The following is a 19,593-nucleotide window of genomic DNA, read 5'->3' on the forward strand; positions in this document are numbered from 1 at the left end:
GTGCCGGTGTTCCGGCTTTGCGCAGGCCGCGGTCTAAGGCACGCTCAGCCGGTGTTCCTCTGCGCCGCTGCGGCGCGACACGCTTTCCCAGATCGCCACGACGATCATCACGCCGGTCGTCAGCGCGCCGGCCATCAGCAGGTCGGTGTGCAGCGCGAGCGGTGCCGCCAACGCAAAGAGTGCGAGTCCGATCCAGTGCGAGAGCGGGAACCAGCCGTAGACCACGCGCTTGTAGAACCCGTTGCCGATTACATAGAGCGCGGGACCGCCGATCAGTAGCGCCGCCTCGGTCATGCCGACGCGCGTTGCCGGATGCAGTATGACGAGATCGTCGCCGGCGGCGGCTGCGATCATGCCGGCAATCAGCACGGCGTGGACATAATGGAACGCCGCAGCCATCAGGCCCGGCTCTTCCGCTTCCTCGATCGCCCGGCTGCCCGCGCGGCTGCTCGTGTCGAAGTACACCCACCACATGGCGATGCTGCCCGCGAAGCAGACCGCGAACGCGATCGCGACAGGAACGCTCCATTGCGCGATGTCGGAGAAGGTGGCGCCCGTGACCACCACCGATTCGCCCAGCGCGAGGATCACGAAGCCCTGGCAGCGCTCGGCGATATGGCCGCCCGCGGCGGTGCGCCAGTCGGCGCCGGTCGAGCGGCCGAGCAGGGGGAGCGGGAAGCCGAACATCGGCGAGACGTATTCGCACAGCACGGCCGCGCTCCACCAGACGAGGCGCGCATAGCCGTCGGCGAAACCGCCCGCGATCCAGAGGCAGCCCGAGATGGCGAGCCAGCTCGCGATGCGGCGGAAGTTCGCGGTGAGCGCATGGCGCGGGCCGAGGAACACCAGCACGACGAGACTGCGCCCCAGTTGCAGCACGACATAGCTTGCGGCGAACATCAGGCCGCGCGAGCCGAACGCGAGCGGCAGGCTCGCGGCCAGCACCATGCCGACGAGCATCGCCGCGAAGAGCAGCAGCCGCACCGGGATGCGATCGGGGTCGAACCAGTTCGTGACCCAGCACGTGTACTGCCAGCCCAGCCAGACGGCGAACCAGAGCACGAGCGTTTGCACGGCGCCGACGACCGAAAGATCGTGGACGAGCCGGTGCGAGAGCTGTGTGACGGCGAAGGCGTAAATGAGGTCGAAGAACAGCTCGACGTAGGTCACGGCGGCATGGGCGCCGTCGCGCTCGCGCAGGAAATGGGCGTTACGGGTCGCGCTCATGCGGGCAGGGGAGAAAGGGTCACCAAAATACGCACAAGGGATGCACGAAAGGGCGCACAGACGCCTCACGCCCGCGCGATGCTTGCGCTTCGTCCGGGCTCAGTGCTTGCCGCCGTGGTGGCCGCCGCTGTGGTGCTTTTTCTTGCCGTCCCCGTCGTCCTTGCCGGACTCGCGGTTGCCGCGCTCGGGCTCCACGGCGATAGGATCGCTGGCCGGAAAAGTTTCTTCGAGCGCTTCGTCGAGCGGATCTTCCGGCGCGGGTGCAGGGGTTTTCGGCTTCGATGCGCTCATGACGTTCTCCGTGGAGGGATCATGCGCACCAGCATATCGCAACCGATAAAACCATGAACGCGAGCGGGTTGCGGCCAGCCACGGCAATGCCTGCCTGATGGGGGCCGCGGGGCAGGCGTACGCCTGCCCCGCGCGAGCAGAAGGGATCAGGTGTTGCCCGAGCCGTCGCCGCCGTTGTTGTTGCCGCCGTTATTGACGGTGCCGTAGAGGCGGCGGCGGCGCGTAACGACGACCGGGCCGTCCTGCGGTGCACGCTCGCCGCCCGCGGGGGTGGGTGCGGACCACGATTCGCGCGGTTCGCGCGGCTCTCTGGGTTCGCGCGGCTCGCGTGATTCACGCGGGCCGTGGCCCCCATGGCTGCCGTGCGGGCCGCGGCTCGTATGTTCGCCGCCGTGTGCGGGGCGCGCCGGACGCGGACCGGGGCGCGTGCCCGTATCGAGCTGGATCGTGGAGATGGCTCGCTTGTAAATGCCTTGCAGGCCGACGGGCGTGCGCAGCATCACCAGATACTGATCGAACGACTCGATGCAGCCGGTCAGGCGAATGCCGTTGACCAGATAGATTTCGACGCGCTTTCGTTCCTTGCGCGCGGCGTTCATGAAGTCGTTTTGCGGATGCGATTCTGCGGAAGCCATGGACGAATTTTGACCTGGCGGCTCGATGCCGCATTCAGTTGGAAACGTTTGCTCGCCGGGATTCTACCCTGTGTCGACGAGACGCGCGAAAGTGAACATACATTACTGCAGCACTATACCGGCTTGGAACCGGCTTCGCAGATCGGTTTCGGGTGGGCATTGTTGTGTCCCCTGTGGTCGAGCGGGCGGCCGCCGCGCGCCGTAACCTCGCCTCACGATGCACGACACTCACGCCTACACTGTAGCAGTACGCTGTGACAGTACGCCGCATTTACCGCGCGCGTCCTCACAGGGTAGGGCAAAGCGGCCGTGCACGCGCGACTTGTATCGGACTCGATTGTCGCGTTGCGTACCTCATTTCTTCCGTGCGCCGGCTCACACGTGGCGAGCTCTCGCCGCACAGGGGCATGGCAAGGTATCCCAGGCAAACCGGCCGGGCGTGTTTCGTGAAGGAGGCGACGATGAGACGGTGGTGCACATTGCTTGCGTGGCTGATGCTGGCCACGATTTCCGCCACAGGGCTTGCCGCATGCAGTGGCATGGGATCGAGCAGCGGTTCGTCGGGAAGCTCGGGCAGCAGTTCGAGCAGCAGCTACTGACGGGCCGGCGTCGGCAGCCGGGATTTCAGGCGGTGGACGAGCCCGCCGCCTGTTTCCTGATTTCTTCGTCGCGCAATTCGCGCCGCAGGATCTTGCCGATGTTCGACTGCGGGAGCGTTTCGCGGAACTCGACGAGGCGCGGCACCTTGTAGCCCGTGAGTTGCTGGCGGCAGAACTGGATCAGCGCCTCTTCGGTGAGCGCTGGGTCGCGCTTCACGACGAACACCTTGATGCGTTCGCCCTGCACGGGGTCGGGCACGCCGATCGCCGCGACCTCGCGCACGCCCGGATGGGCGGCCAGCACGTCTTCGATCTCGTTCGGATACACGTTGAAGCCGGAGACGAGGATCATGTCCTTCTTGCGGTCGATGAGACGCACGTAGCCTTGCACGTCCATCACACCGATGTCGCCCGTGGCGAGCCAACCCTCCTCGTCGAGCACTTTGGCCGTTTCGTCGGGACGGTTCCAGTAGCCCCGCATCACCTGCGGACCCTTTACGCACAGCTCGCCGGCTTCGCCGACGTTCGCCCAGTTGCCGTCGTCGCGGCGAAAGCGCACGAGCGTCGAGGGCGCCGGCAGGCCCACCAGTCCTTCGAAGTCCTGCATATGTTCGATATCGACGGGAGTCATCGTCACGATCGGCGAGCATTCGGTCAGGCCGTAGCCCTCGACGATCGGCTTGCCCGTCACGGTCTTGAAGCGCTCGGCCACGGCCTTCTGCGTGGCCATGCCGCCCGCCATCGCGAGCTTGAGGCCCGAGAAGTCGCGCTGGCGGAACGCCTCGTTGTCGAGCAGCGCGTTGTAAAGCGTGTTGACCGCCGACATGCAACTGAAGGTCTCGTGGCGGATCGTCTTCACGACGCGCTGGATATCGCGCGGATTCGCAATAAGGATGTTGCGGCCGCCGAGCGCCATGAAGATCATCGCGTTCACGGTGAGCGAATAGATGTGATAAAGCGGCAGTGGTGTAAGGACGGTTTCCTGGTGGTTCGCGCTGGCGTCGAACTGGCCGCCGGTCCACGCTTTGGCCTGCAGCAGGTTGGCGATCATGTTGCCGTGCGTGAGCATCGCGCCTTTGGCGACGCCCGTGGTGCCCCCCGTGTATTGCAGGAAGGCAAGATCGTCGAACTCGACGTTCACGGGCGCCACAGGGCGGCGTGCGCCCTGTGCGAGCACTTCGAGAAGCGGCATGGCCTGCGGCAGACGATACGACGGGACCATCTTCTTCACGTGCCGCAGCATGAAGTTGATGAAGCGGCCCTTGAGGTTGAAGCCTTCGCCGAGCAGGTCGCCGAGTCCCGTCACGACAATGCGCTTCACGCGCGTGCCGGGCAGCGCCTCTTCGAGAACCCTGGCGAAGTTTTCGAACACGACGATGGTTTCGGCACCGCTGTCCTTGAGCTGATGGGCGAGTTCGCGTGCCGTGTAGAGCGGGTTCACGTTGACCACGACGGCGCCGGCCTTGAGCGTGCCGAAGAGCGCCACCGGGTACTGCAGCGTGTTGGGCAGCATGATGGCGACGCGCTCGCCGGGCTTTACCCCCTGGCCTTGCAGCCACGAGGCGAATGCGGTGGCGCGGCGCGCGAGCGCGGCATAGGTCATCGGCGAGCCGGCGCTCACGTAGGCCACGCGATCGCCGAAGCGCGCCGTGCAGTGGTCGAAGAACTGCGCGAGCGAGCGGTATTGATGCACGTCCACGTCGCGCGGCACATCGGCCGGATATGACGCGTACCAGGTGCCGTCCGTGTCGGGTGCGTTGGGTGCCCCTGTCTGCCCCTTGGTCTGCGGCGCGGCGATTGGGGCCGAGGTGGCGTCGGTGGCCGTGGGCGTGCGGGGCGTGTCGGTCATGAGGTCTCTCCGGGCGGCGTGTCATAGTGGAAGCACGCCGCGTAGACGGCGGCGGCGATCTTGCGCGGCTCATCGTGCGGCGGCGGGTCTGGCGGCTTGTTCTCGATGTTTGTTCGCGAGCGTCGGGCCAGTCGTCAGCTCGAATCGTGCCACGGCATGGCGCGGCGCGAAAGCGCGCGGCGTGCCCTCGGTGTGCCTGCAGCGTGCCGATACGCAAAAACAAAAGCCGCGCGGGGCAAACCCGGCGCGGCTTCGGATTGCCGGGCAGCAGGGGAAACGCTGCGCCCGCGCACGAAGGTCAGGCGCTCGACACCTCTTTGGCCGACTGCGTCATGTCGATGCCTCGGCGCTCGCGCCCGAACAGGATCATCACGGCGATCAGCACGGCCACGGTGCCGGCCACGGCGGCCATCGCCATGCCGTAGTTGTTGTCGTGGGTCGAGGCGAACGATGCCTGCATCGTAGCGTTGACCGAGGCGAGCAGGTTGCCGAGCTGGTAGACGAGACCCGGGAACGTCGCGCGGATTTCGTCGGGCGAGATCTCGTTCAGGTGCACGGGAATCACGCCCCATGCGCCCTGCACGGAAATCTGCATGAGGAACGCGCCGAGCGCGAGCAGCAGCGGCCCGCTCGAAAAGGCCCACAGCGGCAGCACCGGCAGCGCGATCAGCGCGGCGATGCAGATTGCCTTGCGGCGGCCGATCCGCTCGGAGATCGACCCGAAGAACAGGCCGCCCACGATCGCGCCGATGTTCAGCACGATCGTGATGAGCGAGACCGTGTGCGGATCGAAGTGATGCTGTTCGCGCAGGAAGGTCGGATAGAGATCCTGGGTGCCGTGCGAGAAGAAGTTGAAGCAGGTCATCAGCACGATCGCATAGATCGACAGCGCGAAGTTGTGCTTGAGGGTGGCGAGCAGGCTCGGGCGAGTGCGCTTTTCCATGACCTGGAACGCAGGCGACTCGGGCACGTGGGCGCGCACGTAGAGCACGAGCAGCGCCGGCAGCACGCCAACGAAGAACATGCCGCGCCAGCCGATGAATTGATAGAGGACGCCGAACACGACCGAGGCGAGCAGATAGCCGCTCGGATAACCGGCCTGCAGGAGGCCCGAGACCCAGCCGCGCGCCTTGGGCGGAATGGTTTCCATCGTCAGCGCCGAGCCCACGCCCCATTCGCCGCCCATCGCGATGCCGAAGAGCGCGCGCAGCACGAGGAAGGTGGTGAGATTCGGCGAGAAGCCGGTGAGCAGTTCGAGCAGGGAGTAGCACGCGATATTGATCATCAGCGTGGGGCGACGGCCGAACTTGTCGGCAAGCCGGCCGAAGATCAGCGCGCCGAGCGGGCGCATGGCCAGCGTGAGCGTGAGCGCGAATGCGACTGCGGGGATCTTGGTGTTGAATTCGGTGGCAATGTCTTTCAGAACGAAAACCGTCAGAAAGAAATCGAACGCGTCGAGTGTCCAGCCCAGGTAGGCGGCAATCGTCACGTTTCTCTGTTCCCGCGTCCAGCTCATTGATTGTTCTCCTGATATGCCTTTACGGCGCCGTCTGCAGCGGCGGTGTCTCCTGCGGTCCGCGACACCCCCCGGCGGCGGACTTGCCGCGAGTGTACGCCCGGCATTAAACATTTGCATGGTTGCGGGCGCCAACCTCGGGCTAATCCCTGGAGTCATTCGTTATGAATCGTTGCCCAATGGTTTTGTCGATGGCTTGCGTGTAATAAAAATGAAAGATTGAGGGTGCGGCTGTACGAGAGCGCGTGCGCTCTTGCGGTCCGCGCAATAGATTCTTTAATGAACGACCGTGCTTTTCCTGATTTACCGCGCCGGATTGCCTCGCTAGAATCGTCCGTCAGTTCATGAGGGCCGCGTGGCGGAGTGCTTGCGGCCCGGAAACATCAAGGAGACGAAGACATGCAGGTCAGGGACATGTTCGAGCTGGGCGGGCAGGTCGCCCTCGTCACCGGCGGCTCGCGCGGCCTCGGGTTGCAGATGGCGCAGGCGCTGGGCGAGATGGGCTGCCGCGTGGTCATCACCGCGCGCAAGGCCGACGAGCTGGCCGAGGCGCAGCGGCACCTGCAGGGGCTTGGGATCGAAGTGACGACGGTGGTGAGCGATCTGCAGCACGCGGCGAGCGTCGCGCCGCTCGTGGACGAGGCGCTGGCTGCCTGCGGCAGGATCGACATTCTCGTGAACAACGCGGGCGCCACCTGGGGCGCGCCGGCCGAGGATTATCCCGACGAGGCCTGGCACAAGGTCATGAACCTGAACGTCAACGCGCCATTCTTTCTCGCGCGCGAAGTGGGCAAGCGCTGCATGATTCCCCGCAAGAGCGGGAAGATCATCAACATCGCGTCGATCGCGGGGCTCAAGGGCGCGCTCGGCTCCATGCAGGCCATCGCGTACAACACGTCCAAGGCGGCGGCCATCAACTTCACGCGCGCACTGGCCGCCGAGTGGGGCAAGTACGGCATCAACGTGAATGCGATCTGCCCAGGTTTCTTCCCCTCGAAGATGTCGGCAGGACTGCTCGACAAACTTGGCCAGACCGTTATCGATCACACGCCGCTGCATCGCCTGGGCGACGACGACGACCTCAAGGGCGCCGTCGTGTTCCTCGCGAGCGCCGCGGCGCGTCACATCACGGGACAGTATCTGGCCGTCGACGGCGGCGCCAGCGTTGTCTGATGTTCCTCCCCCGTTCGCGCGCGAGGGTCCGCGCGCGAACCGCTTGCACGATCGGCGCGCCGCGCTCGTGGCGCGCCTTCAACGAGACGGAATGGTCCATGTCCTCATCAGCCTCGCCGCAGTCCGCATCCCGGTCGTCGACTTCCGTCGAACGGGCACAAGCCGAGCCGCAACAAGCAGGATCGCACCTGCCGTCGCCGTTCTGGCCGCCGCATCTTTCGCCGCATCTGACGATTCCGGCTACGAACCTGTTCTATAACGCCGAGGTTTCGGCGGCACGCTATCCCGACAAGCCTTTTATCGTCTTCTACGACACGCCCGTAACCTTCGCGCAGTTCAGGGACGAGGCCGAGCGCGTGGCCGGCTGGTTGCAGCAGCGCTGCGGCGTGAAGGCGGGCGACCGTGTGCTGCTCTACATGCAGAACAGCCCGCAGTGGGTGCTCGCGTACTACGGCATCCTGCGCGCGAACGCGGTAGTCGTGCCGGTCAATCCGATGAATCTGACCGACGAACTCACGCATTACGTGGAGGACAGCGGTGCGACCACGGCTTTCGTCTCGCAGGAACTCCATGCGCGCATCGCGCCGCACGTGAGCGAGGGCGACGGGCCGGGGCTGCGTCACCTGATCGTCGCGACCTATTCCGACTACGTGAAGGGCGAGCCTTCGTCGCCGCCGCCCGAGTTCGTGAGCGCGCCGCGCCACGTCGAGGGGCCCGGCGTGACGCATTGGGCCGATGTGCTGGAGGCGCGCTGCGCGCCGGGCCCGCTGACGGCCGGCGCGGACGATCTCTGCGTGATGCCCTATACGTCGGGCACGACCGGCAAGCCCAAGGGGTGCATGCACACGCATCGTAGCGTGATGAGCACGGCCGTGGGCGGCTGCAACTGGTTCGGCAGCAATCAGGATGCCGTACAACTTTCGGTGCTGCCGTTCTTTCACGTCACCGGCATGCAGGGCGGCATGAACAGCCCGATCTACAACGGTTCGACGATCGTGATTCTGCCGCGCTGGGATCGCGACGCCGCGGCGCGCGCGATCGAGCACTACCGCATCAACGGCTGGCAGGCGATCTCGACGATGGTGGTCGATTTCATTTCGAACCCGCGCATCGGCGAATACGATCTGTCGAGTCTCTCCTGGATGCGCGGCGGCGGCGCGACGATGCCCGATGCCGTTGTCAAGAAGCTGCGCGACCTCACGGGGCTCGAGTTCGTCGAAGGCTATGGCATGTCCGAAACCATGGCGGGCACGCACATCAATCCGCCGCAGCGCCCGAAGCGGCAATGCCTCGGCATTCCGGTCTTCGACGTGGAGTCGCGCGTGATCGACCCGATCACGCTGGAGGAAGTGCCGGACGGCGAGTCGGGCGAGCTGATCATGCACGCGCCGCAGGTGATGCAGGGCTACTGGCGCAATCCGGAGGCGACGCGCGAGGCCTTCATCGAGCGCGACGGCAAACGCTTTCTGCGCACAGGCGATCTGGTGCGCCGCGACGAGGAGGGCTATTACTTCATTACCGACCGCCTGAAACGCATGATCAATGCCTCGGGTTTCAAGGTATGGCCGGCCGAAGTCGAGGCGCTGATGTACCGCCATCCCGCGATCAAGGAGGTATGCATCATCGGCACGCAGGACGAGCGGCGCGGCGAGACGGTCAAGGCTTATGTCGTGCTCGACCCGAAGCAGGTGGGCGCCGTGAGCGCGGACGACATCATTGCCTGGGCGCACGACAACATGGCGGCCTACAAGGCGCCGCGCGTCGTCCAGTTCGTCGAGACGCTGCCCAAGTCGGGCAGCGGCAAGATCCTGTGGCGCAAGCTGCAGGAGGACGAGGCGAACGCGGCGCGTTAGCCTGGCGGCATCCTTCGCGCGCCGCTCAGGTGCCACTCAGTCAGGTGCCGGCCAGCGCAGGCAAGCCTGCGCCCGCCTCGCCCCAGCCATACTCCGCGCCGGCCTCTTTGGCCGGCGTTTCTTTTGTCACGCCCTGTAGCACCACGCGCCCCGCGAGCCATTCGCCGGGCGCCCGCGCGTGCTTGGGCGCGAGGATGGCGTCGCTCAGGAAATCGATGCTGTAAGCACGCAGAAGATGGGGATGATGCGCGCCAATATAGGCGGCAAGGCGTGCGCGCTCGCCCTCGATTGCCGCAAGCGCGCGGAGCGTTTGCGCATCCCAGCGAAAGCGCAGGCCCAGTTCGGCAAACGCGGAATTGAACGCGCTCAGGTGCGCGTGCAATTGGGTGTCGTGTTCGGCGGCGGGCCGGTTGAGGAATGGTTGGCTCATGACAGTCTCCTTCCTGAATGTTCATTGGCATGAACGGAAGGGTAGGAGCGCCGATGAATAGACGACAGTTAAAGATTTTTCTGATTTGTATTCGCTCTTGCTTATCGACTGGTGAGCCTGCCGGGCCGGGCAGGCCGCGATTTCTGCCCGATATCGCATGAAACGCGTGCGTCGATAAGTTTCCGGTCTGAATCGCAACGCGCCGAAGCGGAGGAATCGATATGGACTCCGTAACGTATGCGGCGTCGCGCCACCCGTGTAATGGGCTGGCAGGGCCGTGGTGCAAGGGTCCGGCGTTCTTCGCAGCGCGCCCCCCTTTGAACGGGCAAAAAGCCGCTTGACTAATGTGGTGTGTGAAATATTGTATATCACAGCTCACCCCACGCCCCGCCCAAGAGGAGACGTCATGGCAGAAGCAGGCATCAACGAGGCGCAGACGGCCGCTGTGCCACCCGCGCAGGAAATGACCGATGGCTTTCATCTCGTCATCGAAGCGCTGAAACTCAACGATATCGACACGATCTTCGGGCTCGTCGGCATTCCCATCACCGATCTCGCCCGTCTCGCCCAGGCCGAGGGCATGCGTTTCATCGGCTTTCGTCACGAGCAGAACGCGGGCAACGCCGCCGCTGTCGCGGGCTATATAACGAAAAAGCCCGGCGTTTGCCTCACCGTCTCCGCGCCCGGCTTCCTCAATGGCCTTACGGCGCTAGCCAATGCCACGACCAATTGCTTTCCGATGATCCTCATCAGTGGTTCGAGCGAGCGCGAGATCGTCGATCTGCAGCAGGGCGACTACGAGGAGATGGATCAGTTGAATGCCGCGAAGCCCTATGCGAAGGCGGCTTATCGCGTGCTACATGCCGAGGACATTGGGATTGGCATCGCGCGCGCAATCCGCGCGGCGGTGTCGGGCCGCCCCGGCGGCGTCTACCTCGATCTGCCTGCCAAACTACTGGCGCAGACCATCGGGGCCACGAAGGGCAGGCAGTCGCTCGTGAAGGTCGTAGATGCCGCGCCTCGCCAGATTCCCGCCCCGGACACGGTGAAGCGGGCGCTCGATGTATTGAGAACTGCGAAACGTCCGTTGATCCTGCTCGGCAAGGGGGCAGCCTACGCGCAGGTCGACGCGCCGATCCGCGCGCTGATCGAAAAGACCGGCATTCCGTACCTGCCGATGTCGATGGCCAAGGGGCTGTTGCCCGACACGCATGAACAGTCGGCTTCGGCGGCGCGCTCGTTCGTGCTTGCCGAGTCCGACGCCGTGCTGCTGATTGGCGCGCGCCTGAACTGGCTGCTTTCGCACGGCAAGGGCAAGACCTGGGGCGCGCCCATGCGCAAGCGTTTCGTCCAGATCGACATCGCGCCCACCGAGATCGACAGCAACGTCGCGATCGAAGCGCCTGTGATCGGCGATATCGGCTCATGCGTCGAGGCGCTGCTCGAAGGTCTCGGTCACGATTTCCCGAAGCCGCCGGCCGAATGGCTCGACGCCGTCGCCCAGCGCAAGACGCAGAACCTCGCGAAGATGGCCGCGACGCTGGCGAAGAATCCGACGCCGATGAACTTTCACAGCGCGCTGCGCGCCATTCGCGACGTGCTGAAGACGCGGCCCGAAATCAACGTCGTCAACGAAGGCGCGAACACGCTCGACTACGCGCGCAGCATCATCGACATGGTTCAGCCGCGCAAGCGCTTCGACTCGGGCACGTGGGGAATCATGGGTATCGGCATGGGCTTCGCCATCGGCGCGGCCGTGACGAGCGGCACTCAAGTGGTCGCTATCGAGGGCGACAGCGCATTCGGCTTCAGCGGCATGGAACTGGAAACCATCTGCCGCTACGACTTGCCGGTCTGCACGATCGTCTTCAACAACAACGGCGTCTATCGCGGCACCGACGTCAATCCCACGGGCGGGCCCGACGTGGCGCCCACCGTCTTCGTCAAGAACGCGCGCTACGACCGGATGATGGAAGCGTTCGGCGGTGTGGGCCACCACGCCACCACGCCCGGGCAGCTTGCGGCAGCGCTTGTCGAGGCGATTGCCTCGGGTAAGCCGACGCTCATCAATGCCGTCATCGACGAGTCGGCCGGCACGGAAAGCGGGCGCCTCACGAATCTGAATCCGCAGAGCGCGGCTGCGAAGCAATGAGTTCAACCGAACAAAACGCATCGGTCCAGGAACCAGGAGATAAGGCAATGAGCAAACCCCTCGACGGCATCAAGATCATCGACTTCACGCACGTGCAGGCGGGTCCCGCCTGCACGCAGATGCTTGCGTGGTTCGGTGCGGACGTGATCAAGGTGGAGCGTCCGGGTGCGGGCGACGTCACGCGCAGCCAGTTGCGCGACATTCCGGACGTCGATGCGCTGTACTTCACGATGCTCAACAGCAACAAGCGTTCGCTGACGCTCGACACCAAGAAGCCCGAAGGCAAGGAGGTGCTGGAGAAGCTGATTCGCGAATCGGACGTGATGGTGGAGAACTTCGGTCCCGGTGCGCTCGATCGCATGGGATTCACCTGGGAGCGCATCAAGGAACTCAATCCGAAGATGATCGTCGCCTCGGTGAAGGGTTTCAGCGAGGGGCATCACTACGATGACCTAAAGGTCTACGAGAACGTGGCGCAATGCGCGGGCGGCGCCGCTTCGACAACGGGCTTCTGGGACGGCCCCCCGACGGTGAGCGCCGCCGCGCTGGGCGACAGCAACACGGGTATGCATCTCGCCATCGGCATCCTTACGGCGCTGATTGGCCGCGACAAGACGGGCCGGGGGCAGAAGGTGGCCGTTTCGATGCAGGACAGCGTGATCAACCTCTGCCGCGTGAAATTGCGCGACCAGCAGCGCCTCGATCGCGTGGGCTACCTCGAAGAGTATCCGCAGTATCCGCACGGCAGCTTCAGCGATGTCGTGCCGCGCGGCGGCAATGCGGGCGGCGGCGGCCAGCCGGGTTGGGTGCTCAAGTGCAAGGGCTGGGAAACCGACCCGAACGCGTACATCTACTTCACGATCCAGGGGCATGCGTGGGAACCGATCTGTCACGCACTCGGCAAGCCGGAGTGGATCGACGACCCCGGCTACAGCACGCCGAAAGCACGTCAACCGCACATCTTCGAGATCTTCAATACGATCGAGGCGTGGCTGGCCGACAAGACGAAGTTCGAGGCCATCGACATCCTGCGCAAATACGACATCCCTTGTGCGCCGGTTTTGAGCATGAAGGAAATCGCGAACGATCCCTCGTTGCGCGAGAGCGGCACCATCGTCGAAGTGCCGCACAAGGAGCGCGGCACCTACCTGACGGTTGGGAGTCCGATCAAATTCTCGGGGCTCAAACCGGAGATCAAGGGGTCGCCGCTGCTTGGCGAGCATACCGACGAGGTGCTGGCGGATCTGGGCTACACGCCCCAGCAGATCGCCGCGCTGCACGAGGTTCGCGCGGTATGAGGGCAGCCGGCACGGCAGCAAGCGCCGCCGTGCCGGCGGATAGCGCTACCGCAGGCAGGGCGGCGTGCCGCGGCTGCTCAGAGGCGGCGTCCCCACGATACACGGCGATATGCCGTTCACCGATCGAACTTTTGCCATGCAATCTGCCATCGATTTCGCGCAGCTCGCCGACGCTATCGGCGACGCCATCGTCATTTCCGACGCAACTGGCGACATCACGTACTGGAACCGCGCTGCGACCCGCATGTTCGGCTACACCGAGGCCGAGGCGATGGGCCGCACGCTCGACCTGATCATCCCGGAACGTTTGCGCGGGCGGCACTGGGAGGGCTATCACAAGACGATGAAAAGCGGACAGACGCGCTACGGCAACGATGTGCTCCGGGTACCCGCCGTGGACAAGGCCGGCCGCGCGCTATCGATTGCCTTTACGGTCGCGCTGCTGCGTGCACCCAGCGGCGCGGTGACGGGCGTTGTCGCCGTGATTCGCGACGAGACGGCGCGCTTCCAGGAGGAGCGCGGCCTGCGCAAACGGCTCGCGGAACTGGAGGCGCAAGTGCAGCAGGGCTGATTGGGCGAGGCAGAGACAGAAACGGAGAGAGACAACGTGGCACATACTGATCGCATGGCAGCCGGTTATACCGCGCGGCGGCACAACCGCTGGGTGCAGCTCGTTGCGGGTATCGTCTGCATGGGGCTCGTCGCAAACCTGCAGTACGCGTGGACACTCTTCGTTGTCCCGATGGATGCCCGCCACCATTGGGGCCAGGCGGCGATTCAACTGGCGTTTTCGATATTCATCGTTACCGAAACGTGGCTCGTGCCCGTGGAGGGCTGGCTCGTCGACCGGTTCGGCCCGCGTCCCGTCGTGATGGGCGGCGCTTGCTGCGTCGCGCTGGGCTGGGTGCTCGACGCCTGGGCGCCGGTGCTGCCCGTGCTTTACGTTGCCGCGGTGATATCGGGCATCGGAGCGGGCTGCGTCTACGGCACATGCGTGGGGACGGCGCTCAAATGGTTCCCGGACCGGCGCGGTCTCGCGGCGGGCATGACGGCTGCGGGTTTCGGCGCGGGCGCCGCGCTCACCGTGATCCCGATCTCGAACATGATTCAGCATGCGGGCTACGAGCGCGCGTTCGTATTCTTCGGAGTCCTTCAGGGGGTGTGCATCCTGGCGCTCGCAACCCTGATGGTCAGGCCGAAGCCGCCGGCCCACGCGGCAGGGAAGAAGCGTGTCGTGGCCACCAAAACCGACTATACGACGCGAGAGATGGTGCGCGCGCCGCTGTTCTGGGTGATGTATGCGATGTTCGTGTGCGTGGCGTCGGGCGGTATCATCGCGACCGCGCAGATCGGGCCGATCGCGAAGGCCTACGGTTTCGCGGCGATGCCGGTCACGTTCGCGAGCGTCACGCTGCCGCTGCTCACGATGACGCTGTCGATCAACAATCTCTGCAACGGCTTCACGCGGCCGCTGTGCGGTTTCATTTCGGACCGTATCGGCCGGGAAAATACCATGTTCATGACGTTCATTGGCGAAGGACTGGCCTTGTTCGGCTTGCGCTGCTTCGGTCACGATCCGTGGCTCTTCATGCTGTTCTCGGGGCTCGTTTTCCTGTTCTACGGTGACATCTTCTCGAACTTCCCCGCAACCTGTGCCGACACGTTCGGCGCGCGATACGCGGCCGCCAATGCCGGCACGCTTTATACGGCGAAGGGCACGGCAGCGCTGCTGGTGCCCGTGGCGACCTTGCTCGCGCTGCACGGCGGCTGGAACGCCGTGTTCGAGTTCGGAGCCTGCGTGGCGATGGCGGCGGGCGTGTGCGCGAAGCTCGTCCTGCAGCCGATGCGGCGGCGCTGGATCTTCCGTTCGGCAGCGCCGGCCACCGTATCCGAAGGCGTATTCGCGGCGCCGGCGCTGGGGTCCCAGGAGTAGCGGTTCGCTTGACGTCCACTTCATTCACGCGGTGGCCTGCCGCATTCGGGCGATAGCGTCGATTGCGTAGACGATCGCACCGGGGTCGTCGCGCTGGACGAAGTGTTCGCTCGACGGCAGACGCACCAGCGTCGCGCGAGACGACAGGCGCAGAAAAGTTTGCTGCAACCGCTCCCACTCGGACTGCAGCGCGTTGCGCCGTTCAGGCGGGAAGAGCCGGGAATTCCGATACGACCCGGCCACGAGGACCACCAGCGGCAGGTCTCCGAGCGATCCCGTCGCCCGGACTTCCCGAAAGCTCGCCGGAAAATCGATTCGTTCTACCGTCGATTGCGGATCGCGCCATGCGCCGCGCCAGAGCGTCTTCATTTGCGTCAATGCGGGCGGATCCGCTTCCGTGGGTTTGGAAAAGGCGTCGGAGAAGACGTCGAACTGATCCTCGTGCATGGCCTCGACCAGTACGAGACCCTGCACCTCCGTCCGATAACGATGCGCGAAAATCCGCATCAGCAATCCGCCGAACGAGTGGCCGACAAGCAGCCAGGGAGGCGGCAGGCCGCTCGCGCGGAGCAGGCGGGCGAGTCGATCGGCCATGACGGATGCATCCTGGGGCCCGGTCGCCGGACCACTCGCGCCTCGCCCGACGCGATCGTAGCGGAACACGCGAAAGCGGTCTTCGATTTGCGACTGCACGCCTTGCCACTCGGCGCTTTCGGCGCCCAGACCCGTCTCCAGCACCACCGTGGGCGTACCTGTCCCGGACGACCACCATGCGAGACGATGGCCGTCGATGTCGGCAAATTGCGCGCGCGGCAGTGAGATCATGCAGCCTCCTGTGTCGATGCGGCGGGTCTCCCGTTGACCCGGCAAAGAAGGTTATTTTCCTCCCGAACGGGATCGACCGGCCGTTGGTCCGCTACTGCGGGCTGTCGCGGTGCGACTGGCGTGCTGTTTGCCATTTCGCTCGTCATTTTTTTGTAATGATCGGGTAACGGCCCTGTTCGGCCGCTCTTTTTAGACTGCCATCACGTCCTGCCCAGGCGCCGTGTCACGATGCCGATCGAGGCGCATCATTAACGCAGGGCTCGATCGGATCCGCAGGAAGGCGCGGCTCCAGGCGTGAAATAGCGAAGGGGCGGCGCAGCAGGACGGCCGCCGTCATGCAGAGGGAAGTTCGGAGATTGGATAACATGAGAATTCTGGTCATCGAAGACGAAGCCAAAACGGGCGAATACCTGCAGAGCGGATTGACGGAGGCCGGCTACGTGGTGGATGTGGCCACGAACGGCATCGACGGACTGCACCTTGCGCAGGAGATGCGCTACGACCTGATCTTGCTCGACGTGATGATGCCGGAAATGGATGGCTGGACCGTCATGAAGAAGCTCGGTGACCGCACGCATACGCCGGTGCTGTTTCTGAGCGCGCGCGGCACGCTCGAGGACAGGCTGAAGGGACTTGACCTTGGCGCCGACGATTACCTCGTCAAGCCTTTTTCATTCGCCGAACTGCTGGCGCGCGTGCGCATCATCTTGCGTCGCGGCCAGCCCCAGAAGCAGGAGGAAGAGGTTTTCGAAGTGGGGGATCTGCGTGTCGATGTTCCGAGGCGGCGGGTCGAGCGGGGCGGTATTCGCGTCACGCTGACCAACAAGGAATTCAACCTGCTGCAGTTCTTCGTGCAGCATCAGGGACAGGTGCTGTCCCGTACCGTGATCGCCTCGCGCGTGTGGGACATGAATTTCGACAGCGACAGCAACGTCGTCGATGTCGCGGTGCGCCGCCTGCGGCAGAAGATCGACGATCCTTTCCCCGTTCGCCTGATCCACACGGTACACGGCGTGGGGTACCGGTTCGAGCACGAAGCATGAAGCGCCTCTCGCTCACGACGCGGCTTGCAGTGCTGTACGCCCTGATCGCGTTTGCCGCGATGGAACTGTTCGGTGCGTTCCTGTATCGAGCGTTGGAGCAGCAATTGATGGTACGCGACGACGGCGCACTGGTGACGAGAGTCGACCAGATCCGCACGCTGATGAACGACGTCGACGTGCGCGAGCTGATTCGCGACAAGCCGCACCTGTTCGCCAACATGCTCGGCAACACGGAATCGCTGCTGGTCGTGCGTTCGCCGGGCGAGACACCGCTCATCACGGTGAATCCGGGCCACAGGGCGGTGCCCGATACGACGCCGGTGCCGGCGGATGCCCCGCTCACGCTCGGCGCCGTCCAGCATACGCGCGCGGCGGACGGAACGCCGTTCATCTACGTGGCCGCCGCCGTGCACGATATCGCCGAGCCCCACGACCTGCAGATCATCTCAGGACGGATGCTGACCGAACGCACGCGGCTGTTGCAGGAGTACCGGAACCAGATTCTGCTATGGGCCTCGACGGTGGCGTTCATGGTTGCCTTGCTCGCCTTCGTTGTCGCACGTCGCAACCTGCACCCATTGCGCCTTCTCGCGGCGCAAACGGGAGCAATCGGCATCGACACGCTCTCGACCCGTATCGGGCAGCACTCGGCACCGCCCGAGCTCGACGCGCTGATTGCGGCATTCAACGGTATGCTCGATCGCCTCGAACGCGGGTTCACGCAGTTGAAGCAGGTGTCCGCGGATATGGCGCACGACCTGCGCACGCCTATCGGCAACCTGCTGGGGCAGACCGAAGTCGGCTTGAGCCAGACGCGTGACATTGCGTATTACCAGCGGCTGCTCGGCTCGAACTTCGAGGAACTGCAGCGGCTTTCGAAGATGCTGGACAACATGCTGTTTCTCGCGCGGACCGAGCATGCGGACAATGCCATCGAGCGCAGCGACCTGCTGCTCGCCGACGAGTTCGAACGCATGCAGGAGTATTTCGAAGGCCTCGCGGACGAGCGCAACGTCGGCCTGGAGTGGCGCGGCGACGGGTACGTGTCGGCGGATCCGCTGATGCTGCGTCGCGCGCTGGGAAATCTGCTGGCGAATGCCTTGCGGTATGCGGAACCGGGCACGGCGATCACGACCGTGGCGGAGCAGGGCGTCGATCGAACGACGATCCACGTCGAAAATCATGGCCCGACGATCGAGCCGCATCACCTCGAACGGATCTTCGATCGCTTCTATCGAGCAGATCCCTCGCGGCAGCGGTCGTCGGAATCGAGCGGGCTTGGACTCTCGATCGTGCGCGGCATCATGTCGTTGCACGGCGGGACGTGCCATGCAACGAGCGGCAACGGCGTGACGCGCTTTACGCTTGTGTTCCCACGGTCCTGAGACACGGTTGATTGCTTCATGACAGGTGCCACTCGTGCTTTGCAGGTTTCCACATGTTTAGTTATACGAATCAATAGAGATGATTTACCCCGCACGTGGCGGATTACCCCGGGTGCTCTCGTGTTTGCCGGAATGCAACCGAACCTTTTATGTCCTTCCAGGAGATTCAAATGAACTTTCGACTGTCTTGCGCTGCGCTGGCCGCTCTTTCCTTCACGTTGGCAAGTCATGCGGCGTGGGCCCAAACCGACGCGGCGGCGACGCCCACTCCGGTACACAATGTCGTGCTCGTCCATGGCCTGTACGCCGACGGTTCGAGCTGGGGGAAAGTGATCCCGCTGTTGCAGGCCAAAGGCCTGCATGTGACGGCGGTCCAGAATCCGACGACGTCGTTCGACGCGGACGTCGATGCCGTCAAACGGGCGCTCGCCCAGCAGGATGGCCCCACGCTGCTGGTAGCGCACTCGTATGGCGGCATGGTGATCAGCCAGGCCGGCGACGATCCCAAGGTTACCGGCCTTGTGTACATTGCGGCGCGGGCGCCCGACGCCGGCGAGGACTATCCCGCGCTGGCCCGCAAGTTCCCGGCCGCCCCGGCATCGGCCGGCGTGCACTGGTCTTCGGACGGCTACGGCGCACTCTCCGAGAGCGCGTTCGTGAAGGACTTCGCGGGCGATCTGCCGGTTTCGGAAGCCGAAGCCTACTATGCGGTGCAGCAGCCGATGGGCAAGGCGATCACGTCGGCGAAGACGACGGTCGCCGCCTGGCACGACAAGCCCACGTGGTACGCGGTGTCGACCGAAGACCGCACCATCAACCCCGATTTCGAGCGCTTCATGGCTAACCGGATGAAAGCCCATACGATCGAGATCGACTCCAGTCACGTTTCATTGATCTCTCATCCGCAGGAGGTTGCTAACCTGATTCTGGAGGCAGCGGGGCAGCCGGCGAAGTGAGATCGCCAGCGTGTTGCGGCGGGGGGACGTTACGCCGCAACACTCGCATGCCGGCCTGTACGCGCCGCGGGTGCGGCAAACCGCGCTATGATGACGTGCCTGGCAGTGAGATACCAGTATTTGTTCCAGTCACGAAAGCGATGAAACAACGTACATGGCCCAGAATCACCGCCGCCTGTTCCCCCCTGGCGCTCACGCTGCTTGGGGGGTGTGCCGCCCGCGGCGCACCGTCCTATGTGCTGTTCGGCGCGTACTTTCCTTTCTGGCTTCTGAGCTCCGTGACCGGCATCGCGGGCGCCCTCGTCGCCCATCGCGCATTCGTCGCGACCGGCTGGGTCCGCACAGTGCCTTACCAGCTTTCTGTCTGCACCGCGATTGGCGTTGTCGTCGGGGTGCTCGTCTGGCTATCGGGAACGGGGCAACTCTGA

General features: G+C 64.6%; 17 protein-coding genes. 10 read left to right on the forward strand and 7 right to left on the reverse strand.

Annotation, left to right across the window (positions count from 1 at the left end; all coding sequences use genetic code 11):
* Nucleotides 1–33: 33 nt before the first annotated feature.
* The 5 genes from V8683_RS02270 to V8683_RS02290 form a co-directional block, all read right to left on the reverse strand.
* Nucleotides 34–1,227, reverse strand: a complete 1,194-nt coding sequence (locus tag V8683_RS02270) for a low temperature requirement protein A (protein WP_411189217.1) — start codon at nt 1,225–1,227, stop codon at nt 34–36.
* Between the two features lie 99 nt (nt 1,228–1,326).
* Nucleotides 1,327–1,518: a hypothetical protein gene (locus V8683_RS02275; protein ID WP_411189218.1), complete on the reverse strand. Its 192-nt coding sequence runs from the start codon at nt 1,516–1,518 to the stop codon at nt 1,327–1,329.
* Nucleotides 1,519–1,664: 146 nt separating this feature from the next.
* Nucleotides 1,665–2,153: an RNA chaperone Hfq gene (gene hfq, locus V8683_RS02280; protein WP_411189219.1), complete on the reverse strand. Its 489-nt coding sequence runs from the start codon at nt 2,151–2,153 to the stop codon at nt 1,665–1,667.
* 624 nt (nt 2,154–2,777) lie between these two features.
* On the reverse strand, nt 2,778–4,601 hold the full coding sequence (locus V8683_RS02285; RefSeq protein WP_411189221.1) for an AMP-binding protein: 1,824 nt from the start codon (nt 4,599–4,601) through the stop codon (nt 2,778–2,780).
* A 298-nt stretch (nt 4,602–4,899) separates the two neighbouring features.
* Nucleotides 4,900–6,117, reverse strand: a complete 1,218-nt coding sequence (locus V8683_RS02290; protein ID WP_411189222.1) for an MFS transporter — start codon at nt 6,115–6,117, stop codon at nt 4,900–4,902.
* Nucleotides 6,118–6,516: 399 nt separating this feature from the next.
* Between V8683_RS02290 and V8683_RS02295 the strand changes: the two genes are divergently transcribed.
* On the forward strand, nt 6,517–7,290 hold the full coding sequence (locus V8683_RS02295; protein WP_411189223.1) for an SDR family oxidoreductase: 774 nt from the start codon (nt 6,517–6,519) through the stop codon (nt 7,288–7,290).
* Between the two features lie 98 nt (nt 7,291–7,388).
* Complete coding sequence (locus V8683_RS02300) at nt 7,389–9,143, forward strand: long-chain fatty acid--CoA ligase (RefSeq protein ID WP_411189224.1); 1,755 nt, start codon at nt 7,389–7,391, stop codon at nt 9,141–9,143.
* Between the two features lie 40 nt (nt 9,144–9,183).
* Here the strand turns inward: V8683_RS02300 and V8683_RS02305 are convergent, their stop codons facing one another.
* Nucleotides 9,184–9,573, reverse strand: coding sequence for a hypothetical protein (locus tag V8683_RS02305; RefSeq protein ID WP_411189225.1), 390 nt, complete (start codon nt 9,571–9,573; stop codon nt 9,184–9,186).
* A 406-nt stretch (nt 9,574–9,979) separates the two neighbouring features.
* Here V8683_RS02305 and oxc point away from each other — a divergent pair, with 406 nt between their 5' ends.
* The 4 genes from oxc (at nt 9,980) to oxlT (ending at nt 14,956) form a co-directional block, all read left to right on the forward strand.
* Nucleotides 9,980–11,725, forward strand: a complete 1,746-nt coding sequence (gene oxc, locus V8683_RS02310) for an oxalyl-CoA decarboxylase (RefSeq protein ID WP_411189226.1) — start codon at nt 9,980–9,982, stop codon at nt 11,723–11,725.
* A 47-nt stretch (nt 11,726–11,772) separates the two neighbouring features.
* Nucleotides 11,773–13,023, forward strand: coding sequence for a formyl-CoA transferase (gene frc, locus V8683_RS02315; RefSeq protein ID WP_411189227.1), 1,251 nt, complete (start codon nt 11,773–11,775; stop codon nt 13,021–13,023).
* A 136-nt stretch (nt 13,024–13,159) separates the two neighbouring features.
* Nucleotides 13,160–13,594, forward strand: coding sequence for a PAS domain-containing protein (locus V8683_RS02320; protein WP_411190522.1), 435 nt, complete (start codon nt 13,160–13,162; stop codon nt 13,592–13,594).
* A 54-nt stretch (nt 13,595–13,648) separates the two neighbouring features.
* Nucleotides 13,649–14,956 carry an oxalate/formate MFS antiporter gene (gene oxlT, locus V8683_RS02325; protein ID WP_411190523.1) on the forward strand — a complete coding sequence of 436 codons (1,308 nt, stop codon included), beginning with the start codon at nt 13,649–13,651 and terminating at the stop codon, nt 14,954–14,956.
* 24 nt (nt 14,957–14,980) lie between these two features.
* Here the strand turns inward: oxlT and V8683_RS02330 are convergent, their stop codons facing one another.
* Nucleotides 14,981–15,697, reverse strand: a complete 717-nt coding sequence (locus V8683_RS02330; protein ID WP_411189228.1) for an alpha/beta fold hydrolase — start codon at nt 15,695–15,697, stop codon at nt 14,981–14,983.
* A 449-nt stretch (nt 15,698–16,146) separates the two neighbouring features.
* Between V8683_RS02330 and V8683_RS02335 the strand changes: the two genes are divergently transcribed.
* From V8683_RS02335 to V8683_RS02350, 4 genes are all read left to right on the forward strand, one after another.
* Nucleotides 16,147–16,824 (forward strand): heavy metal response regulator transcription factor, encoded by a 678-nt coding sequence (locus V8683_RS02335; RefSeq protein WP_411189229.1) that lies wholly within the window; start codon nt 16,147–16,149, stop codon nt 16,822–16,824.
* On the forward strand, nt 16,821–18,209 hold the full coding sequence (locus V8683_RS02340) for a heavy metal sensor histidine kinase (RefSeq protein WP_411189230.1): 1,389 nt from the start codon (nt 16,821–16,823) through the stop codon (nt 18,207–18,209). Before V8683_RS02335 ends, V8683_RS02340 begins: the two co-directional genes overlap by 4 nt.
* 149 nt (nt 18,210–18,358) lie before the next feature.
* Nucleotides 18,359–19,165, forward strand: a complete 807-nt coding sequence (locus V8683_RS02345) for an alpha/beta hydrolase (protein ID WP_411189231.1) — start codon at nt 18,359–18,361, stop codon at nt 19,163–19,165.
* Nucleotides 19,166–19,305: 140 nt separating this feature from the next.
* Nucleotides 19,306–19,593 (forward strand): hypothetical protein, encoded by a 288-nt coding sequence (locus V8683_RS02350; RefSeq protein WP_411189232.1) that lies wholly within the window; start codon nt 19,306–19,308, stop codon nt 19,591–19,593.

This window comes from Paraburkholderia sp. AV2 (assembly GCF_054968425.1).